A 17,620-nucleotide genomic window follows, 5' to 3' on the forward strand; every position below is an offset into this window, starting at 1 on the left:
CGGTTTGATACGAATTTAAATTAAGTTCTTCCACTGAATTTTTCTATAATTTCATCCGCCCCTTCAAATTAAAATTACAAATAGCTATGCTTTTTAAGAACGGTTCACGAGCGATAAAAAATGCACCCAATTGGGTGCATTTTTTATCGCGTGACTCACACTAACATTTACGGAGCCCAATAAACCTCAACGGTGACATCATCTTGCTGAAGCACTGCACTTACAGGCATCTCACTCACCTTGTTATTCAACTTTGCTTTTTGATAAACATCGAGTTTTTCTTGGCCACTAATCAATAGCTTAATAACTTTAGAATTAAGAATACCGCTCAAGCTCAATGTCATTCGCTCGGTGATATCACCTGTAACTTCACTTTTATGCGCTGTAATCGCACAAACGAGTTGATCAGTCGTTAAGCCATGTTCCAATCCACCAGCCTCAGGAAATAACGATGCTGTATGCCCATCAGGACCCATGCCTAAAATCGTCACATCAAAGGGTTGTTTAAGTGTTTGATAAGCTGCTTCACATTCAAGTACGCCCACTTGGGCTGTCTGCGATGCGTTTTTCATGACAACAAAATTAGCTTCTTTTGCATGCCCTTGAAGTAGGGTTTGCTTGATAAATGTTTCATTACTTTTCTCGTGTTCTACATCGACCCAACGCTCATCGACCATCGCTACATCTATTTTATGCCATGGTAATGCTAAAGCTGATAAGTGTTTATAGGCTGGTGCCGGAGACGAACCACCGGATACAAGCAACGTTGCACGACCATCGGTTTCAATACCATTTGTTAATGCGGCTTCTAACGATGTTGAAAGCTCAGCATTTAATGCCTCTTTAGAATCGAAAAACTTTTCAATAATTGCCATCTTAATCTTCATCTCCTGCATTAAACCAAGTGTGATTGTTTTCAGCTAATAACTCATCAGCGTCCACTGGACCCCATGAACCCGCACGATACAATGCAGGAGTGCCTACTTTTTGCCATTGCTCTATAATCGGGTCTATCCACTTCCACGCTTGACGCACTTCATCACGATGGATAAATAACGCGGGGTTATTCGCGGCAGCATCCAGCATCAAACGCTTATACGCATCACCTTGATACCCATTTTTATAATCTTCAGCCAATTCAATATTCAATGTAACTGGTTCAAGCTCCATTTCTAATTTATCAAGACGCTTTGACATTAACGTCAACTGAATGCTTTCTTCAGGTTGTAATTGAATAATTAATCGGTTCGGTTGGATAGCGCCCACACTTTGTTCATACACATTATGTGAAACACCTTTGTATTCCACTACAATTTCAGCACAACGTTTTTTAAGACGTTTACCTGTACGCAAATAAAATGGCACTCCAGACCAACGCCAGTTATCAATATGTGCTCGAATGGCCACAAACGTTTCTGTTATTGAGTTATCACCGAGTTCCTCTAAATAGCCCGGAACAACTTTGCCATTGAGTGTACCTGGAACATACTGTCCCCTGACGATATTATCAGTTACATCTTTGCCAACTAGAGGGCGTAAGGCTTCTAATACTTTAAGTTTTTCGGTCCGGATACTATTTGCATTGAGTTTATGTGGTGATTCCATTGCTACTAAGCATAATAGTTGTAGCAAATGGTTTTGTACCATGTCGCGAAGCGCTCCCGCTTTATCGTAAAAACCCGCACGTGTTTCTAAGCCAACCGTTTCTGAAATACTGATTTGAATGTTGTCGATAGACTTGGCATCCCATAGGTTTTCAAACAATGCATTTGAAAAACGTAACGCCATTAAGTTTTGAACCGTTTCTTTTCCTAAATAGTGGTCAATTCGGAAAATTTGTTCTTCTTTAAAGAATAATGCAACTTGTGCGTTAATTTCTTCAGCCGATGCGCCGCAGTAGCCAATGGGCTTTTCTACTACAACACGAGAAGTCTCAGTAATTAAATCCATTTGTGACAACAGCTCACAACAGCGGCCATAGACTGCCGGAGGTAGCGAGAGATAGAAAACGCGAGAGCGATCAGCTTCCACCGATTCAAGGCGTTCTTTTAAAACGGTCCAATTGTCATCAATTTCTGTCACATTGATCGCGATGGGTTCAATATACTTAGCAAATGCAGTCCAATCTTTTTTGTTATATTCGCCTTTACTCAGATGGGCTTGTAATCCTTGATTGACCTTTTCGATGAATTCTTCACGGTTTGCTAATTCTCTGACCGTTGGCATGATGCGGCTACCTGATGGCAAATTGCCTTCCTGATATGCGCGATACCATGCAGGAAGCAATTTACGCAGCGATAAATCACCACCGCCACCAAAAATAACAATATCAAATGGGTTTAGCATAGTTAAATCTCTTTTGTTAGGAGCGAGAGCTCTATATCAATGGCACTGTCTGCAAATCAACTCGTGCTGAGGATTATAGTATCTTTTTATTGGGTAATTGTTTGGTTAAATTACCGTTTATTTTGCTGCTTTTTTTATGAATTCGTATGCAGCTGCTAATATTTATGTGAGTAAATATGCATGAAGCGGCGTATGGAGGCAATTAAAACGAGTGCTTTAATTCATTTTATGGATAAGGGGCTCAGAGTTTGCAACCCTCTCACAAATTGCAAACCCTAAAGACACCCGCGCTACCCGTTCAAAGGTTCATTTACCACGGTATAGATAATGAGCCTTAGAGACTCTGCAATCCCTCTCACAAAATTACAGGTCCTAAGTACTCAGCGCTACCCGTTCAAAGGTATTCAGTCTTACAAAAAAGGGTCTCTGAGATTACTTGTCTCACATCAAGTAACCCCAGAGGACGCCAGCGCTACTGGTTCGGAGCAACAATGCTCACTAAAATTAAGCTCTTTTTTGTTTAAAATAATTTATTAAATTATTGGTTGAACTATCGTGTTCAGTAATTTCATTTTGATTCGCTAGTTGTGCTTCAATATTGGATGCTAAGCCTTTACCTAGTTCCACACCCCATTGGTCAAATGAACAAATCTCTAATAAAATGCCTTGGCAAAATATTTTATGTTCGTATAACGCAACCAATCGACCTACTGCACGTGCGTCTATTTTGTCCAATAAAATAGAGGTGGTTGGGCGATTTCCTTGATGCACTTTATGCTTCACCAGTTCATTAATTCGTGCTTCTGAGACACCTTTACTCGTTAAATCGGCTCTGATCGCCTCTTCATTAACGCCATCCATCAATGCTTGAGTTTGAGCAAAAAAATTAGACATCAACACTTGATGATGTTGACCGATATCAACACTCGGCGTCACAGATCCAATAAAGTCAGCCGGAACAATCGTCGTACCTTGATGCAAATACTGATAGAACGCATGCTGCCCGTTAATTCCTGTCATCCCCCAAATAAGCGGCACAGTGGTGTAACTAACTGAGTCACCAGAAAATGTGACAGATTTTCCGTTACTTTCCATTTCTGCTTGTTGCAAATATGCAGGGAGCATATGCATGGTTTGATCGTACGGTAAAATTGCTTGTGCATCAGCGCCTAAAAAGCTGGTATTCCAAACACTGAGTAAAGCCATGATCACCGGAATATTGTGCTCGAAATCCGCCGTTAAAAAGTGCTGATCAATTTCATGGGCACCAGCGAGTAACTCTTCAAATAATTCAAAACCCAGATACAAAGCAATTGGTAAACCGATTGCTGACCACATTGAAAAACGACCACCAACCCAATCCCACATAGCGAACACATTATCGCTATCAATACCAAAGTCTGCGGTTTTAGCTAAATTCGAGCTTACCGCCACAAAATGTTTAGCCACTGCGCCATCAGCAGACGTTGCTTTATTTAACCAAGCAAGCGCAGTTTTTGCATTCGTCATGGTTTCAGACGTAGTAAATGTTTTAGAAGACACCACAAAAAGTGTCGTTGCTGGGTCAAGCTGTGCTAATACCTGGTGAATTTGCACACCATCCGCATTAGAAACATAATGGATATTTAAAGTATCGTCTGCATACGTTTTTAAAGCTTCTGTAGCCATCTGCGGACCGAGGTTTGAACCACCGACTCCGATGCTAACCACATTTTTAATAGCCCGGCCGTCAAAGCCCCGCCACTGTCCTGAACGCACTCGCGCCACAAACGCTTTTATTTTAGCCAGTTCTTGGTGAACACCTTGGTTCACATCTTCTCCCTCTAGATACAAAGGGGTCTGCGCTGGTTGACGCAGTGCAACATGAAGAACAGCACGATCTTCAGTGATATTAATTTTTTCACCGGCAAACATCTTATCGCGCCATTGGCGCAAATCAGTTTGCTCTGCTAGATTCAACAATTGCGTAAAAACATCGTGAGTTAGTCGCTGTTTAGAGTAATCAAACAACACACCCTCAATAGCAACAGAAAATTGATTAAAACGTTGAGGATCACTTGCAAACATTTGCTTTAAATGCAGGTTCTTAACTTGCTCGGCTGATGTTTGTAGTGCTTGCCATGCAGGCAAAACAGAACGGCTACTCATAATGTTTCCTTTATCGCTAAATCTAAACGTTGTTTAATCTAACTAAATTTTGTTCTAACACGTCATAAAATGAACATGTTTAATGTATAGAAGTTAACAATAAGTAAAAATGACAACGCTGTCAATAAGTCGAATAAACTTTTTGACACCGTTGTCATGTTTAATAAACGAAATATTTTCTGCTATCTTGCATAGAAGTTAGATAAACTAAGCAAAATCAATCGGGATGCTCAGTTAAAAATTTCAAGAAGAAATATTTCAATGTAAACTCATTGCCGATAAATCTTTGGCTTTATACGTTTTTGCTGACAAGTAAGGTATGTTTCGCTCACTACGAAAAATAAAATAATAATATGAAAGTAACAATTAACGACGTCGCGAAACTCGCCGGCGTATCAATGAAAACCGTGTCACGTGTGATGAACAACGAGCCATCAGTACGTAAAAAGACGTACGATATCGTGATGGAAGCGGTCAATGAATTAAAGTATCAACCCAATCTTGCAGCACGCAGTTTAGCGGGAACAAAGTCATTTACTATCGGATTAGTTTATGACAACCCCAATGCTTACTATGTTTTAGACATGCAAAAAGGGATTTTGTCTCGTTGCAAAGAAGAAGGTTACGAACTCCTTATCCACCCATGCTCTGGCAGTGATGACATGATGCTTGAAGAGTTAGCAACCATGGTGAAGCGAGCCCGAATTTCAGGTTTGATTTTAACTCCCCCATTATCAGAGCGACCTGACGTAATTGACATGCTTGATCAGCTTAATGTCAATTACGTCCGAATTTTATCGGGTTGTGAACACTCACCTGAGCAAACAGATTGTATTTATGTGAATGACCGTGATGCGAGCTTTGCAATTACTGAGCACCTTATTTCATTGGGCCACCAACACATTGCTTTTTTAGCGGGTGATAAAGAGCATAAATCAACACTTGAGCGTTTAGCTGGTTATAAAGAAGCACTGAGTAAAAACGACATAACTATCGATGAATCATTGATTATCGATGGCCAATACTCATTCGAATCTGGAGTGACCAATGCTAAGCAATTACTCGCTGACAATAAAAGCGTCAGTGCCATATTTGCATGTAACGATGAAATCGCTGCAGGGGCGCTTTTTGCCGCACGCTTAATGACGATAAAGATCCCTCAGCAACTTTCGATTGCAGGATTCGAGGATAACCCATTTTCTCGTCAAACATGGCCAAAACTGACCACGGCTCATCAGTCTATCGATACCATTGCGCAGCATGCTGCAAAACTATTATTTGCAAAAACACGGGGTACCCGAAATCAAGATAAAGAGTTACGTAAAATGTTTACTCCTGAACTCGTTATCCGCGACAGTACAGGCGCACAAGAATAAATGAATTTAAAACACAATAATGCCGATGAACTTACCATCGGCATTATCAGTTATTCAATAGCGACCCCCACACTCAACGCTGCTTTACAGCAAAGCCAAGCCTCCTCGAATATTATACACGTGCTCAAAACCAAGTTGCTGCAAGTTTAAACATGCTTGACGTGAACGATTTCCACTGCGACAAATTAAAACGTATGACTGTTTTGGGTCTAGGCGCTTTTGCCATATCGCATCCGAAATACGGTTTAACGGTACGTTAAGTACGTATTGCTCATCAATACTCAGCAGGGTTGCCAGTTGACTTGCGCTATGTTCGTAAGGCTCACGTATATCTAATAATATTGCTCCCTCTTCTGTCATAAAGCTCAAAGCCGCGGTTAATGATTTTTCAACCAGCGTATCTGATGTCGGGCTGACTACAGCACCACAAAAATACTCGACTTGTTCCGCTAAAAGGTGATCAGAATCTCGTTTTTGTTTAACAAATTCTTGTTTATCTATTTGCTCTGTCACCACATTATTGAGCAATGGATTAATCATCAGTTGACTGTGCCAATCAATGGCAAAACTTTGTGCATAATCATGAGAAGAACAGAGAACACTATCAGGTGATAAGCGTTGACTGAGTGATAATAAGGAATCAAACATTTGTGCTGGATCAGAGTCATCAAGGTTCGTTCGCCCTAGCCCACCGGGTAAGATCAAATCACCACAAAAACAAATCAGAACTTTGTCTTGATCCATTAATAAATACGATTTGCTATTTTCGCTATGGCCTGGCGTTTTTATACTTTTAAGTTGATTGCGGCCAATTTGGATAGTATCCGATTGTTTGGGCCAGCCAAATAAATCGCAATTGTTCGCTTGTGTTAATCCTGCGAGTGCATAAAAAGAGCTTAACGGTTCATCATTATTGTGCTGATGAGTAGCGAGCATCGCTTTTAAAGTTAAATTTTGTCCTTGGATCACATTCATCAATCGGGGCAGTAACTCAATAATAGGATCAATGATCACCGCTTCTTTTTCATCACTAACAAACAACCAGCAGCATGCACCTTGATGCTTGTATTGGCTCAAGCCAAGCGCACAGTTCTCCTGATCACCCACATGAGAATCAGAGACCACTAAACAGGCAGAAGCTAACACTGATTTTAATTGTTCGATTCGTTTACATGCTTCATCAATCTCTGCTTGAGTCGTAGCCGGGCCAAACGATAATCGAATCGCATTTTCTGATTGCCAATTGGCCACCCCCATTGCATCGAGCACATAACTTCGCGAAGCGCCAGAGCTACACGCTGAGCCAGCACTGACACGGATGCCAGCGGCATCAAACAAGTCCATTATTTCTTTGCTCGAAATATTTTTAACCGCAAAGTTCAAAGTCGTGGGCACACTCAAATCAAACCTGTGATTAAAAACAACGTGTGGAAAAACATATCGCAGCGTTTTCTCAAGTTGCTCACGGTAGCCATAAAGTTGTTGATGAGATCCGAAAACTGTTTGTAGGGGATCAATTAACAAAGAAAACAATCGATTTAAACCTGCGATGCCTGGTAAATTTTCTGTACCTGAGCGCATGCCACTTTCTTGCCCCCCACCGGCAATAAACGGAGTATATGGGCTATGCTCACGAATATACAAAAAGCCAATTCCTTTAGGTGCGTATAATTTGTGACCCGAAAAAGGTGCGTAATCAATCGATGTGTCACTTAAGGCTAAATCGAGTTTACCTAAGGCTTGTACGCAATCGACCATCCAAGCAACGGTTGGATTATTTGCTCGGATCACTTGCTCTAACAAGGCTAAATCTTGTCTAACACCCGTTTCATTATTCACAGCCATGGTGCAAATCATCAGCGCATTACCAACATGTTCAGCAATAAATGCTTGATCTAATAAACCATCTCCATCAACAGGAATCGCCACCATGGTTGCATTAATCCCAAGCACACTGTTCCAGTGCGCTAAGGTATTTGGCACTGCTTTATGCTCCGTGGCGCCATACATTAGAATAGGCTGGGTAATATTATGCTCTTTAATTGCCAGTAAAGCAGAGACTATGGCTGTTTGGATGCCTTCTGTTGCACCCGAGGTAAACAAGATATCCCCTGTCTGCGCCCCAATCACGTCTTTTGCCAACTGGCGTGTTTCTTCCATCAAGTGCTTTGCTTTAATTCCAGTAATGTGTGAGCTTGAAGGATTACCAAAACACACTTGCATGGTATGAGAAACAATATCAGCGATCTCAGGTAAAACCGCAGTGGTGGCATTCGCATCTAAATAAACTTGCGGTTGATTACGATGAAAATCAATTGAGGTGAACATAAAACGCCTTTATTACTTTATGGTATATCTTATAACTCAATTTTACACAGATACACACAGATAGCTAATAACCAATCGCAGTAACAACGGCTCTTCTTATGAAAAAACAAAAAAACCTGCCATGAGGCAGGTCTTTTTCAAATATTAGGCTCAACTAAGTGCTGTGACCACCACCACCACTACCATCATTAACTGCAATGCGAGACTTAAAAATGATAGGCCTCGAATAAACGATAAGCTCCATGGATGTTTGACATACGGATATAAATTACAGCGTTTTAAGCTCATCGCATAAAACAGCATCAACATAGTCATCAATGTACAAGCAAACGATGTCTCACTTTTAAAATCAAAGTCAGGCATAAAGAAAAAGAAAAGTTGAACCGGGAATAACCAACATGCCAAGGCATGTAAACCATGAACTAAACGAATACGCTTAATTTGCTGCTCAGGACTGAGTTCTTTAATACCAAAGTCTTTTTCTAAGAGCTTAATGACATTTCGATAACCAAGGCTTACTGCCAATTGATAGGCGGTCAATCCATCCGTATTTTTAACCGTATAATCAATACCACTTTTGAGCATTAATGCGATACATTGCTCATTTTGGGCCATAACAGCTTGATGTAATAACGTATGATTTGCCTGATCGGTCTGCTTCAAAACCGCTTCATCTAGCTGATTTACTAATACATCGATGAATCCACGTTTGGCAGCCCACATTAACGCTGTCATGCCTTGGTTGTCTGCTAGTGTGCCTGTTGCTCCTTGTGCTAGGAAACGTTTACACAATGTTTGCTTGGCGCTGTCATCCCGAATATGAGCCAAGAGCGCTTGTTCAAGTAAAGTTAAATCTGTATCGTCATGTTGCAGTGCTACCAACAAACCAAAATAATCTTCGCCATTAATCAATCGCGTGGTAATCGTCTCGAGTAAGCTTGTGGTCTGCCTGACCGCTTTACCTAAATAGGGCAATAACAACGCATGTAATTCAGCATCTTGCCATAAAGTTAAAATATCTTGCTCACTAAGCACCAGCTCATTCTCAAGCAGCATTTTTAGCACATTAAAATAATGAAGTTGCAAACATAAGCATGCCGGACTGACTAAAGAGAAGTGTTCAAACTGAGTCGAAAAATCAACATACTTAGCCAGGCGCTCAAGTAATAGCAACGTCACTTTTTCATTTTGATCAAGTTGCGTTTTTAAATGTATTAAAACCTGTTCAACATACTGCTGTTCAACATCGTCATACTCGAAAATATGCTGAAAAACACACTCTTGAAAAGGCTCTGCTGGTTTTTGCCACAATAAATAAAAAAGTGGCGGTAAGAGAGTCAACGTCAGGCCATCGGCATCTGTTTTTTCTTCACATTGAGGCCATTGCTCTAATGCGTCAAGAATATGCGCACCGTTTTGCTCTAACAACCCTTTAAGCAACAGAGGATATTGTTTGGGCCAAATAAGCACATTTTCGTTTGACAAGGCACTACCTCATTTTATTCAATGATAATTTCGCGGCTATATTAGCAGGAAACTATATCAGCAAAAAGCGAAGTTTGAACACGATTACACTTTATTAGCTAATGACTTTTCACAGATTTTGGCGCATGCTAAAAGGAAAGGTTATGAGGTAGTCAACCATGCAAACTTGGCAGGTTATTTTAATCATTGCAATTGTTTTTGGGTTCGTTTGGGGCAACATTGCCTTGTTAAAATCGAGCGCCAAATACGACATGAAACAATTCAACAAAGATCCAATAGAAAAAGCCAAAGCATCTTTGGCAGCAAAACAGCAAGCTGAAGCTGAAAATACACTCAATGAAGATAAAAAAAACGAACATCCTTGATGTTCGTTTTTTTTAATCCTTTTTGGTTACACCAACCAATGCGCCATCAATGCAATGACCGGCAGCGTTATTAGTGTTCGTAATAAGAAAATCACAAACAGCTCAACAATATTCACCGGTATCTTACTGCCTAGCAATAAAGCGCCTACTTCTGACATATAAATCAACTGAGTGACACTCATCGCCGCAATAATAAAACGCGTTACATCACTGTCTATCGAATTGGCCGCTAAAATTGATGGAATAAACATATCAGCAAACCCAACCACAATCGTTTGCGCTGCTTTTTCAGCTTCAGGTACATTGAGGAACTCTAAATACGGAATAAAAGGGGTGCCAAGAATTTGAAATACGGGTGTATACTCAGCAATAATCAACGCAAATGTTCCCACCGCCATAACCACAGGTAAAACGGCAAACACCATATCAAATGCATTTTTTAGTCCCTCTTGCACCGTCCCTTTAATTCCTGGAGCATAATACGCTTTAGTGAGCGCTACATCTAAACCATGCTTAAACAATGTTTTCCCTTCAGGCAAGGCTTCGGCATCTCCACTGGGCACTGTCCCATCAACATACTGATGTTTTTTCCAACTTAGTGGCGGTAAACGCGGCACAATTAACGCAGCCACAATCCCAGCCAAACATACAGTTAAGTAAAAAGGTGCAAATAAATGTTCGAGTTTAACCTGACCAATCACCACTAAACTAAAGGTAATTGACACCGCAGAAAAGGTGGTCCCAATAATGGCTGCTTCTTTTGCCGTAAAAAATTTTTCTTCGTATTGTTTTGCAGTCATCAAAATACCAACACTGCCGTCTCCCAACCATGATGCGACGCAATTGACAGCACTGCGGCCAGGCACTCCAAATAATGGACGCATTACTTTAGTAAGCAATGTGCCCACCAGCTCAAGCAAGCCAAAATTCAGTAATAAAGGTAATAATAAACCTGCCAGAATAAAAACAGAAAATAATACAGGCATTAAATCATGTAACACTAAATGGCCGGTGTTATCTGAATAAATCGCTTCTGGTCCGACTTTAAAATAAGTCATTACTACAAACACCATGCCTGCTAAACGAGTGAACACCCATACATAACTGACATCAAATAGGTGATGTAAAAAGCCAATCCGCGTTATAAATGCTGGCTTAAATAACTTAACTAATAAGCCAGTCACGGCCGTAAAACAAATAATGCCTGTCACCATCGCTGTGATATGACCGGCCACTAACTGCTGGACTTGCTTTGCCAACACAGCTATTGGAATTGTAAAAACGTCACCTAATGGAACCGGTGTCATAAACAAAAATACACCAATTAAAGAAGGAACAATAAAAGCGAACAATGTTCGCCAATGATATAAATTTAATTGTTCATCGTGCTGATTTTGCATAGCAGTGCCTTTATTATTTTTATATTCGAGCATTGAGTGCTCAAATAACAACTTTAATACAGACAAAAGAAAAGAGCCGCTAGTGCTCTTTTCGTTTGTCTATCTAGCCTTGTATTACTGGATACAAGGCTATTTAACATGATTTAACTATTTAAATATCTACACCTTTTTTGCGCAGCACTTTGATTAGTGCTTGATGTAAATCATTCATCGTGCCTGGTTCCAAGACTTCGCCCTCACCGTCCATCCAAGTCAAACTTGTTCCGCCGGTTTCCAACGTCTCTATCAAGATTTGGTACTGGCCACTGTCTAATGGCAGTTCAGACAAATCATCGCCCCAAATCGAATCCCACACGCTGGCGTCAGGTTTGTCATACGTTGCGCTGATTAACCCCGTTTTATCATTAAGCTCTGTAATTGCAAAGTTTAAACTTTCTAGCAATGCTGCAAAGCGTGTAAAACCGACTACATATTCTTGCTCGGTGATTAAAGATGCATTGCCTTTGTTATCAAAACCCATCTTTAATGAAATTATGCCACGCTCTTTTTGTTGCTGAACCGCAAATTGTCGATAGTTAAAATCATATTGAGTAACAAATGCGTTTAACGCGCCCACCTCTAGTTGCTGCTTTAACACCCCAGTTAGTGGCTCATCTTTTGACTGATAATCTACAAGTTTCACTAAAACTGACGCAGTACGCTGATGATCTTTTTGCTCAATTGTAAATTCAAAACGCTGACGACTGACTTCTTTTTCAGACTCCCAAAACCACACTTCTATCGGCTTATGGATTGAGTACCAATCGGTTTCCATTGTTCCTTTTGCTTCGTTTTCTTGAAGGGCTTGAGTGCGATAATCAGCCATTAAATCTTGTAGAGCTTGCCAGATAAACCCTTTTAAATCAGTCACACCATCAGGCTTATCAAAATATATACGGGCTTGAGAATCCCCTTCTTCACTCCAACTCCCCGCAGCAGTATTTAGCACTTGCGCCGGTGGCTTTAAGCTATCAGTGACAGCCGCTTTCTTATATTGCTTGGGTTCCATGATAAATTCAGGATTTTGATAAGGTTTCGCTAGATTCGCAGGAACTTTTAACTGCTCAGAAACACGATAGTTTTTCTCGTGGTGGGCATTGTTGGTAAACACACTACAACCCGATAACCCTGCAATGACGCTTAACACTAACGTGTTACGAATCCAATACTGCACTTATTCTTCTCCTTTGCATGCCTTAATATTCGAAGCTTTGAGTCGGCACACTTAAAATGGTTCAGTCTATTTTGAGGTCTAAAGCAACACTCAATTTTTATTATTGGGTAGATTACACTAAATTGAGCGTAACCCGATAGATAAAACGCACTTATGGTACGTGCACCTTGAGGTAAACACAAGAATGGCTAATCTTTTCTTCCGATTTATGTTAGAGTTGCGCGCCAAGAAAGACATAGGGTGGAATAAATGACGGGATTTGCAAATCATCAATTAGTGCTTACAGCAATCGGTGAAGATAGAACTGGAATTGTCGGCGCATTAACTCAGCTTGTCAGTGATTGCCACTGCAATATTATTGACAGTCGCATTGCGATTTTAGGTAACGAATTTTCGTTTATCATGCTGCTTTCTGGTGATATGTCGGCCATCAGCCGCGTCGAACACATCCTGCCAACCAAAAGTGTCGAACTCGGTTTGTTAACGATGATGAAACGAACCTCCAGCCGAAAGAACACTGAATTTAGCGCTGGTTACACCATCGAATACTCAGGCATCGACTCCCCAGGAACGCTGAGTCGAGTCACGACGCTTTTAGGTGAAAACCGCATCAATATTTGCTCGCTTAAATCCGATACTTTTGAAGAAGCAGAGCAAACTCATATGCGCTCCGAACTTGAAGTTAATTTATCCGTAGACGTAGAATTCGACACCTTTAAAGTACAATTTGAGCAGCTATGTAATGAACTTAACCTTGAATATATTCTTAGACGCATTCGATAAGGAATAATTATGAACATTATCAATCCCCTTAAAGCGGGCGATAACGCTCCATTTTTTTCATTACTTAATCAAAATGAGCAAACAGTTGCTCTTGAGCAATTGCTTAAAGACAACCAAGTTCTTGTTTATTTTTATCCAAAAGCATCCACACCTGGATGTACCGTGCAAGCTGAAAACCTTCGTGATAGTAAACAGGCATTGCTAGATCTCAATACAACAATTGTCGGGATTAGCCCCGATCCTGTGAAGCGCATCACCAATTTTGTCAATAAAAAAGAGCTCAACTTTCATCTCCTCTCTGATGAAAGTCATGCTATTGCAGAGGCATTTGGCGTGTGGGGTTACAAAAAATTTATGGGTAAAGAATACGATGGCATTCACCGAATTTCGTTTCTAATCGGTCAAGATGGCAAGATAAAGCATGTTTTTGACAAATTTAAAACCAAAGATCATCACGAAGTCGTTATGGCGCATTTAAAAGACTAATCAGTCTTTACATTCATAAAAAAGGCACCATTGAGGTGCCTTTTTTATATCTGTTGCGCTCGTAGATTAAAAACGATCCGCTATGCTTTTATTTCTTGTGGCTGCATCGACCATGCATTGAGTAAAGCACGCACTAATGATGCCAGTGGAATCGCAAAAAAGACGCCCCAAAACCCCCATAATCCACCAAAAAATAACACCGCAACAATAATATACACAGGATTTAAGTCGACCGCTTCTGAAAACAAGAGCGGCACGAGCACATTACCATCGAGCGCTTGAATAATACTATAGGCAATGATGATGTACCAAAACTCAGGGCTAACACCAAACTGAAACAATGCCACCGCAGCAACAGGTATAGTCACTAATGCAGCGCCAACAAATGGGATCAGTACCGAGCAACCAACCAACACGCCTAGTAACGCTGCATAACGCAACTCAAACATTGTGAATGTAATAAACGATGCACCACCGACAATCAAAATTTCAATCACCTTACCACGAATATAATTCATAATTTGTTGGTTCATTTCCAGCCAAACTTGGCTAATCAATCGACGTTGGTCTGGTAACAAACGCCCAATCCCTCCAACCAGCTCTTGTTTATCTTTCAGCATAAAAAAGACTAATAAAGGCACTAAAATCAGATAAATTAACAAAGCCACAATATCTTTTAATGAGGTGAGTGAGACAGACAAAATCACTTGTCCAAATTCAATAAACTTATTTTCAACCGTTTCGACCACTGTTTTAATTTGCATCTGGGTAATTAATTGGGGGTATTGCTCAGGCAGTTGCATTAAAAATGACTTACCTTGCTCGAGCATGTGCGGGGCTTCTTGTAATAAATTTGAGGTTTGTTGCCAAAGGACAGGCACAATACCAAAAAATGCAGCAACGGCGATGCCACTAAAGCAGAGCATTACAACCGAAGATGCCATCAACCTTGAAAAACCTAATAATGCCAAACGTTGGACAGGCCACTCTAGTAAATAAGCAACCACAATGGCCACTAAAACCGGAATAACTAACGAGCCGACAAAATAAAGTAATGACACTACAGCACAAATAACCAGTAATAAAGTGACCGAATGAGGATCGGAAAATTTACGTTCATACCAGGATTTAACAAATTCAAACACTGTTGGCTTGCTCCAAAACAAATACACACTGGAACAGCTCTCGCTGTTCAATACGATAACGAAGGTGGAGATGTGTCAAATAACGCTCAATATCTGCAATATCTGCATCATGAGCCACCATAAACACACCCGATTGATTATTTAGCGTCATTTTTTTCAGGTTAAACTTAAACTGCACAAATAATTGCGGGCATATATACTCGCTTAAATCACACTCTACCATGCTTTAACAACAACAATAATCAACTTTAAACCTCATAGTAAGCCACTGTGTTAACTCGGTAAACTCAAAAAAGTTAATTTGCCTAAATAGCAAACAAAACAGGCTTTTTTTGCTATTTTTAAAAGAGTCGGCATATACCAAATCTCTGCAATGCTTTATGCTAAAAAGATATCTTTAAGTGGGTCAGTTACATGTCAAAACAAAATAGCAAAGCCAAGTTACCAGATAACCCAACACTCAAAGAAATCAACTGGTATAAAAAACAACTTAATTGGGGAGAACTTCCACCTTTTTACCATATGGTGGCTTCCTCATTGGCGGAGTCTGAAGGCATCTTAAGCCATGGTTTTGACAATGCGGTGAAACGGATCATAGATAAACGTAATTGGCATGTCGAACTCCTTGGTGGGTCGATTAGCCACTCTGGTATTATAGATTGTGATGAAAAGCCCCGTATCGCTTTACATCAAGTATTTACCGATCGTGGTTTTGAACTCCACGCCTTTCCATTTGCAAAAGACAAGCAAATCGATCAATACATCAGTGAAAATAAATATATGGAATTTCGAGTCTGGGATCCATACACCATGAAGATGGTATTACGCATCAATCAATTACATAAGTATATTCAGTTTTTCTTTCAAAGAGGTGATGATGCAGATAAAGCATTAATCATCTATTCACATAAGATCGTGCATAAAATCATTGAGTTTTTGAAAAAAGAATTGAACGTTGTGAGTGTCAAAGGCGTCTCAATAAAAGAATTTTATGATTTATGTGAAAAAGAAAGGACTGTCGATCAAGACGATTTAGCTTTAGCAAGGTTGATTAGCCCTGAGCCGACAAACAAGGAATAAAATGAAAAGACGCACCCTATTGGCCGCTTTAATCAGCAGTAATTTATTCTTAACATCTAGTACCTATGCACAAACATCATTCAACTTACCAGATTTAGGCACTTCCGCCGTCAGTGTGTTGCCAATTGATAAAGAACAAGCGATTGGTGAGCTAATGATGATGAAAATTAAAAGCACCTCACCTATTTTTGACGATCCAGTCCTCGATGAATACCTTACCAACATCGGGAATAAACTCGTGGCCAATGCCGCTGATGTGCGTTTTCCATTTAAGTTTTTTTGGCTTCGCAATGCGGATATTAACGCCTTTGCTTTTTATGGCGGTCATGTCGGCGTCCATACAGGGCTCATTCTAAATGCAGATACGGAAAGTCAATTTGCGTCTGTATTAGGCCACGAGATTGCCCACGTCACTCAGCGACACCTTGCTCGGCGCCTTCAGTCCCAACAAGATAATGCGCCGTTAACAATTGCCGGCATGATTGCCGGGATCCTAACAACGATTGTCGCGCCAGATGCAGGCATGGCGATCATTTCAGCCAATCAAACCCAAGCGACCTTAAGTCAGATGAGCCATAGCCGAGGCGCTGAGCAAGAAGCAGATCGCATCGGCATGACCATTTTAAATAATTCAGGCTACGATCCCCGCGCCTCAAGTGAGTTCTTAGGTAAATTGGCTGCACAGCTACGCTTTAAGAAAAAACCTCCCGTCTTTTTGCTCACTCACCCCCTTCCTGACAGCCGTGTCTCAGACATACGTTTAAGGGCCGAGCAATTTCCAGCCAAAGACATTCCGTCTAGCATTGAGTTTTTATTAGCAAAGAGCCGCGTTATTGCTCGTTTTAACGATAAAAGTGAACACGCCGAGCGCTTTTTTAGAAATGAACTTAAAAAAACCATTACCACCGATACCCGAGCACTGGAATATGGCTTAGCATTAACCCTACTCGATCAAAAAAAATTAGACGAAGCTGATGCCCTATTATCAGAGTTATTGAAAAATGATGCGTCGAATCCTTTTTATCTCGATACTAAAACCGATTTACTCATTGCTCAAAATAAAGCCGAACAAGCTGTCGAGATGCTCAGTAAACAACATGAAGTAAAACCCAATAATCAAGTCATCACGCTTAATTTAGCCAATGCCGCCATGACAGCAAATCAACTTGATAAAGCCGAAATATTACTGAAAAACTTTTTACTCGACAAACCCGAGCATAACCTAGCAAAACAATTATTGGCTGACTGCTATAAACGCCAAGAAAAGCACTCTGCGTATCACGAAACCGTCGCCAGTATTTTAGCCAGTAATGGAGGGTATCAAAGGGCGTCCGATGAAATTCAAAAAGCACTGAATTTTGTTAGTCTCGATGAGGACATCAAACAACAGCGCTTAAAAGCCTTACTTAAGCAGTACCGTCAAATGCAAAAAGAGCTCGCAAGACTTTAAGTCTTGCGTTGCTTT

General features: G+C 40.5%; 15 protein-coding genes. 6 read left to right on the forward strand and 9 right to left on the reverse strand.

What is annotated here, in order from left to right; translation table 11 throughout:
• Window positions 1–167: 167 nt before the first annotated feature.
• The 3 genes from pgl to pgi form a co-directional block, all read right to left on the reverse strand.
• Window positions 168–875: a 6-phosphogluconolactonase gene (gene pgl, locus AC3KVK_RS10065; protein ID WP_490312233.1), complete on the reverse strand. Its 708-nt coding sequence runs from the start codon at window positions 873–875 to the stop codon at window positions 168–170.
• Between the two features lies 1 nt (window position 876).
• Window positions 877–2,346, reverse strand: coding sequence for a glucose-6-phosphate dehydrogenase (zwf, locus tag AC3KVK_RS10070; RefSeq protein WP_490312232.1), 1,470 nt, complete (start codon window positions 2,344–2,346; stop codon window positions 877–879).
• Window positions 2,347–2,850: 504 nt separating this feature from the next.
• Entirely contained in the window at window positions 2,851–4,494 is a 1,644-nt protein-coding gene (gene pgi / locus AC3KVK_RS10075; protein WP_490312231.1) for a glucose-6-phosphate isomerase, read from the reverse strand.
• Window positions 4,495–4,847: 353 nt separating this feature from the next.
• Here pgi and AC3KVK_RS10080 point away from each other — a divergent pair, with 353 nt between their 5' ends.
• Window positions 4,848–5,870, forward strand: coding sequence for a LacI family DNA-binding transcriptional regulator (locus AC3KVK_RS10080; protein ID WP_490312230.1), 1,023 nt, complete (start codon window positions 4,848–4,850; stop codon window positions 5,868–5,870).
• 84 nt (window positions 5,871–5,954) lie between these two features.
• Here the strand turns inward: AC3KVK_RS10080 and AC3KVK_RS10085 are convergent, their stop codons facing one another.
• A complete protein-coding gene (locus AC3KVK_RS10085) occupies window positions 5,955–8,198 on the reverse strand; it encodes an aminotransferase class V-fold PLP-dependent enzyme (protein ID WP_490312229.1) in 2,244 nt (747 codons plus the stop codon).
• A gap of 150 nt (window positions 8,199–8,348) precedes the next feature.
• A complete protein-coding gene (locus tag AC3KVK_RS10090) occupies window positions 8,349–9,683 on the reverse strand; it encodes an ankyrin repeat domain-containing protein (protein ID WP_490312228.1) in 1,335 nt (444 codons plus the stop codon).
• A 158-nt stretch (window positions 9,684–9,841) separates the two neighbouring features.
• Between AC3KVK_RS10090 and AC3KVK_RS10095 the strand changes: the two genes are divergently transcribed.
• Complete coding sequence (locus tag AC3KVK_RS10095; RefSeq protein ID WP_490312227.1) at window positions 9,842–10,048, forward strand: DUF2897 family protein; 207 nt, start codon at window positions 9,842–9,844, stop codon at window positions 10,046–10,048.
• A gap of 26 nt (window positions 10,049–10,074) precedes the next feature.
• Here the strand turns inward: AC3KVK_RS10095 and AC3KVK_RS10100 are convergent, their stop codons facing one another.
• On the reverse strand, window positions 10,075–11,448 hold the full coding sequence (locus tag AC3KVK_RS10100) for a YjiH family protein (protein WP_490312226.1): 1,374 nt from the start codon (window positions 11,446–11,448) through the stop codon (window positions 10,075–10,077).
• Window positions 11,449–11,599: 151 nt separating this feature from the next.
• Complete coding sequence (bamC, locus tag AC3KVK_RS10105) at window positions 11,600–12,661, reverse strand: NlpB/DapX family lipoprotein (RefSeq protein ID WP_490312225.1); 1,062 nt, start codon at window positions 12,659–12,661, stop codon at window positions 11,600–11,602.
• 249 nt (window positions 12,662–12,910) lie between these two features.
• Between bamC and AC3KVK_RS10110 the strand changes: the two genes are divergently transcribed.
• Together AC3KVK_RS10110 and bcp are read left to right on the forward strand one after the other, a co-directional pair.
• On the forward strand, window positions 12,911–13,444 hold the full coding sequence (locus AC3KVK_RS10110; protein ID WP_490312224.1) for a glycine cleavage system transcriptional repressor: 534 nt from the start codon (window positions 12,911–12,913) through the stop codon (window positions 13,442–13,444).
• Between the two features lie 9 nt (window positions 13,445–13,453).
• Entirely contained in the window at window positions 13,454–13,930 is a 477-nt protein-coding gene (gene bcp, locus AC3KVK_RS10115; RefSeq protein ID WP_490312223.1) for a thioredoxin-dependent thiol peroxidase, read from the forward strand.
• Between the two features lie 80 nt (window positions 13,931–14,010).
• Here bcp and AC3KVK_RS10120 read toward each other — a convergent pair whose 3' ends face one another.
• Both AC3KVK_RS10120 and AC3KVK_RS10125 read right to left on the reverse strand, forming a co-directional pair.
• Complete coding sequence (locus tag AC3KVK_RS10120; RefSeq protein WP_490312222.1) at window positions 14,011–15,075, reverse strand: AI-2E family transporter; 1,065 nt, start codon at window positions 15,073–15,075, stop codon at window positions 14,011–14,013.
• Window positions 15,068–15,226, reverse strand: a complete 159-nt coding sequence (locus AC3KVK_RS10125; protein WP_490312221.1) for a hypothetical protein — start codon at window positions 15,224–15,226, stop codon at window positions 15,068–15,070. Before AC3KVK_RS10125 ends, AC3KVK_RS10120 begins: the two co-directional genes overlap by 8 nt.
• Window positions 15,227–15,489: 263 nt before the next feature.
• On the opposite strand from AC3KVK_RS10125, the gene AC3KVK_RS10130 reads away from it, so the two are divergent.
• Together AC3KVK_RS10130 and bepA are read left to right on the forward strand one after the other, a co-directional pair.
• Window positions 15,490–16,155 carry a hypothetical protein gene (locus AC3KVK_RS10130; protein WP_490312220.1) on the forward strand — a complete coding sequence of 222 codons (666 nt, stop codon included), beginning with the start codon at window positions 15,490–15,492 and terminating at the stop codon, window positions 16,153–16,155.
• Between the two features lies 1 nt (window position 16,156).
• Window positions 16,157–17,605, forward strand: coding sequence for a beta-barrel assembly-enhancing protease (gene bepA / locus AC3KVK_RS10135; RefSeq protein ID WP_490312219.1), 1,449 nt, complete (start codon window positions 16,157–16,159; stop codon window positions 17,603–17,605).
• Window positions 17,606–17,620 lie beyond the last annotated feature (15 nt).

The organism is Pseudoalteromonas sp. J2K-J979, from assembly GCF_058169715.2.

Bases quoted from the DNA above. Each gene is read 5' to 3' on its own strand.
- pgl (WP_490312233.1), bottom strand. From the start codon at position 875: ATGGCAATTATTGAAAAGTTTTTCGATTCTAAAGAGGCATTAAATGCT.
- zwf (WP_490312232.1), bottom strand. From the start codon at position 2,346: ATGCTAAACCCATTTGATATTGTTATTTTTGGTGGCGGTGGTGATTTA.
- pgi (WP_490312231.1), bottom strand. From the start codon at position 4,494: ATGAGTAGCCGTTCTGTTTTGCCTGCATGGCAAGCACTACAAACATCA.
- AC3KVK_RS10080 (WP_490312230.1), top strand. From the start codon at position 4,848: ATGAAAGTAACAATTAACGACGTCGCGAAACTCGCCGGCGTATCAATG.
- AC3KVK_RS10085 (WP_490312229.1), bottom strand. From the start codon at position 8,198: ATGTTCACCTCAATTGATTTTCATCGTAATCAACCGCAAGTTTATTTA.
- AC3KVK_RS10095 (WP_490312227.1), top strand. From the start codon at position 9,842: ATGCAAACTTGGCAGGTTATTTTAATCATTGCAATTGTTTTTGGGTTC.
- AC3KVK_RS10100 (WP_490312226.1), bottom strand. From the start codon at position 11,448: ATGCAAAATCAGCACGATGAACAATTAAATTTATATCATTGGCGAACA.
- AC3KVK_RS10110 (WP_490312224.1), top strand. From the start codon at position 12,911: ATGACGGGATTTGCAAATCATCAATTAGTGCTTACAGCAATCGGTGAA.
- bcp (WP_490312223.1), top strand. From the start codon at position 13,454: ATGAACATTATCAATCCCCTTAAAGCGGGCGATAACGCTCCATTTTTT.
- AC3KVK_RS10125 (WP_490312221.1), bottom strand. From the start codon at position 15,226: ATGACGCTAAATAATCAATCGGGTGTGTTTATGGTGGCTCATGATGCA.
- AC3KVK_RS10130 (WP_490312220.1), top strand. From the start codon at position 15,490: ATGTCAAAACAAAATAGCAAAGCCAAGTTACCAGATAACCCAACACTC.
- bepA (WP_490312219.1), top strand. From the start codon at position 16,157: ATGAAAAGACGCACCCTATTGGCCGCTTTAATCAGCAGTAATTTATTC.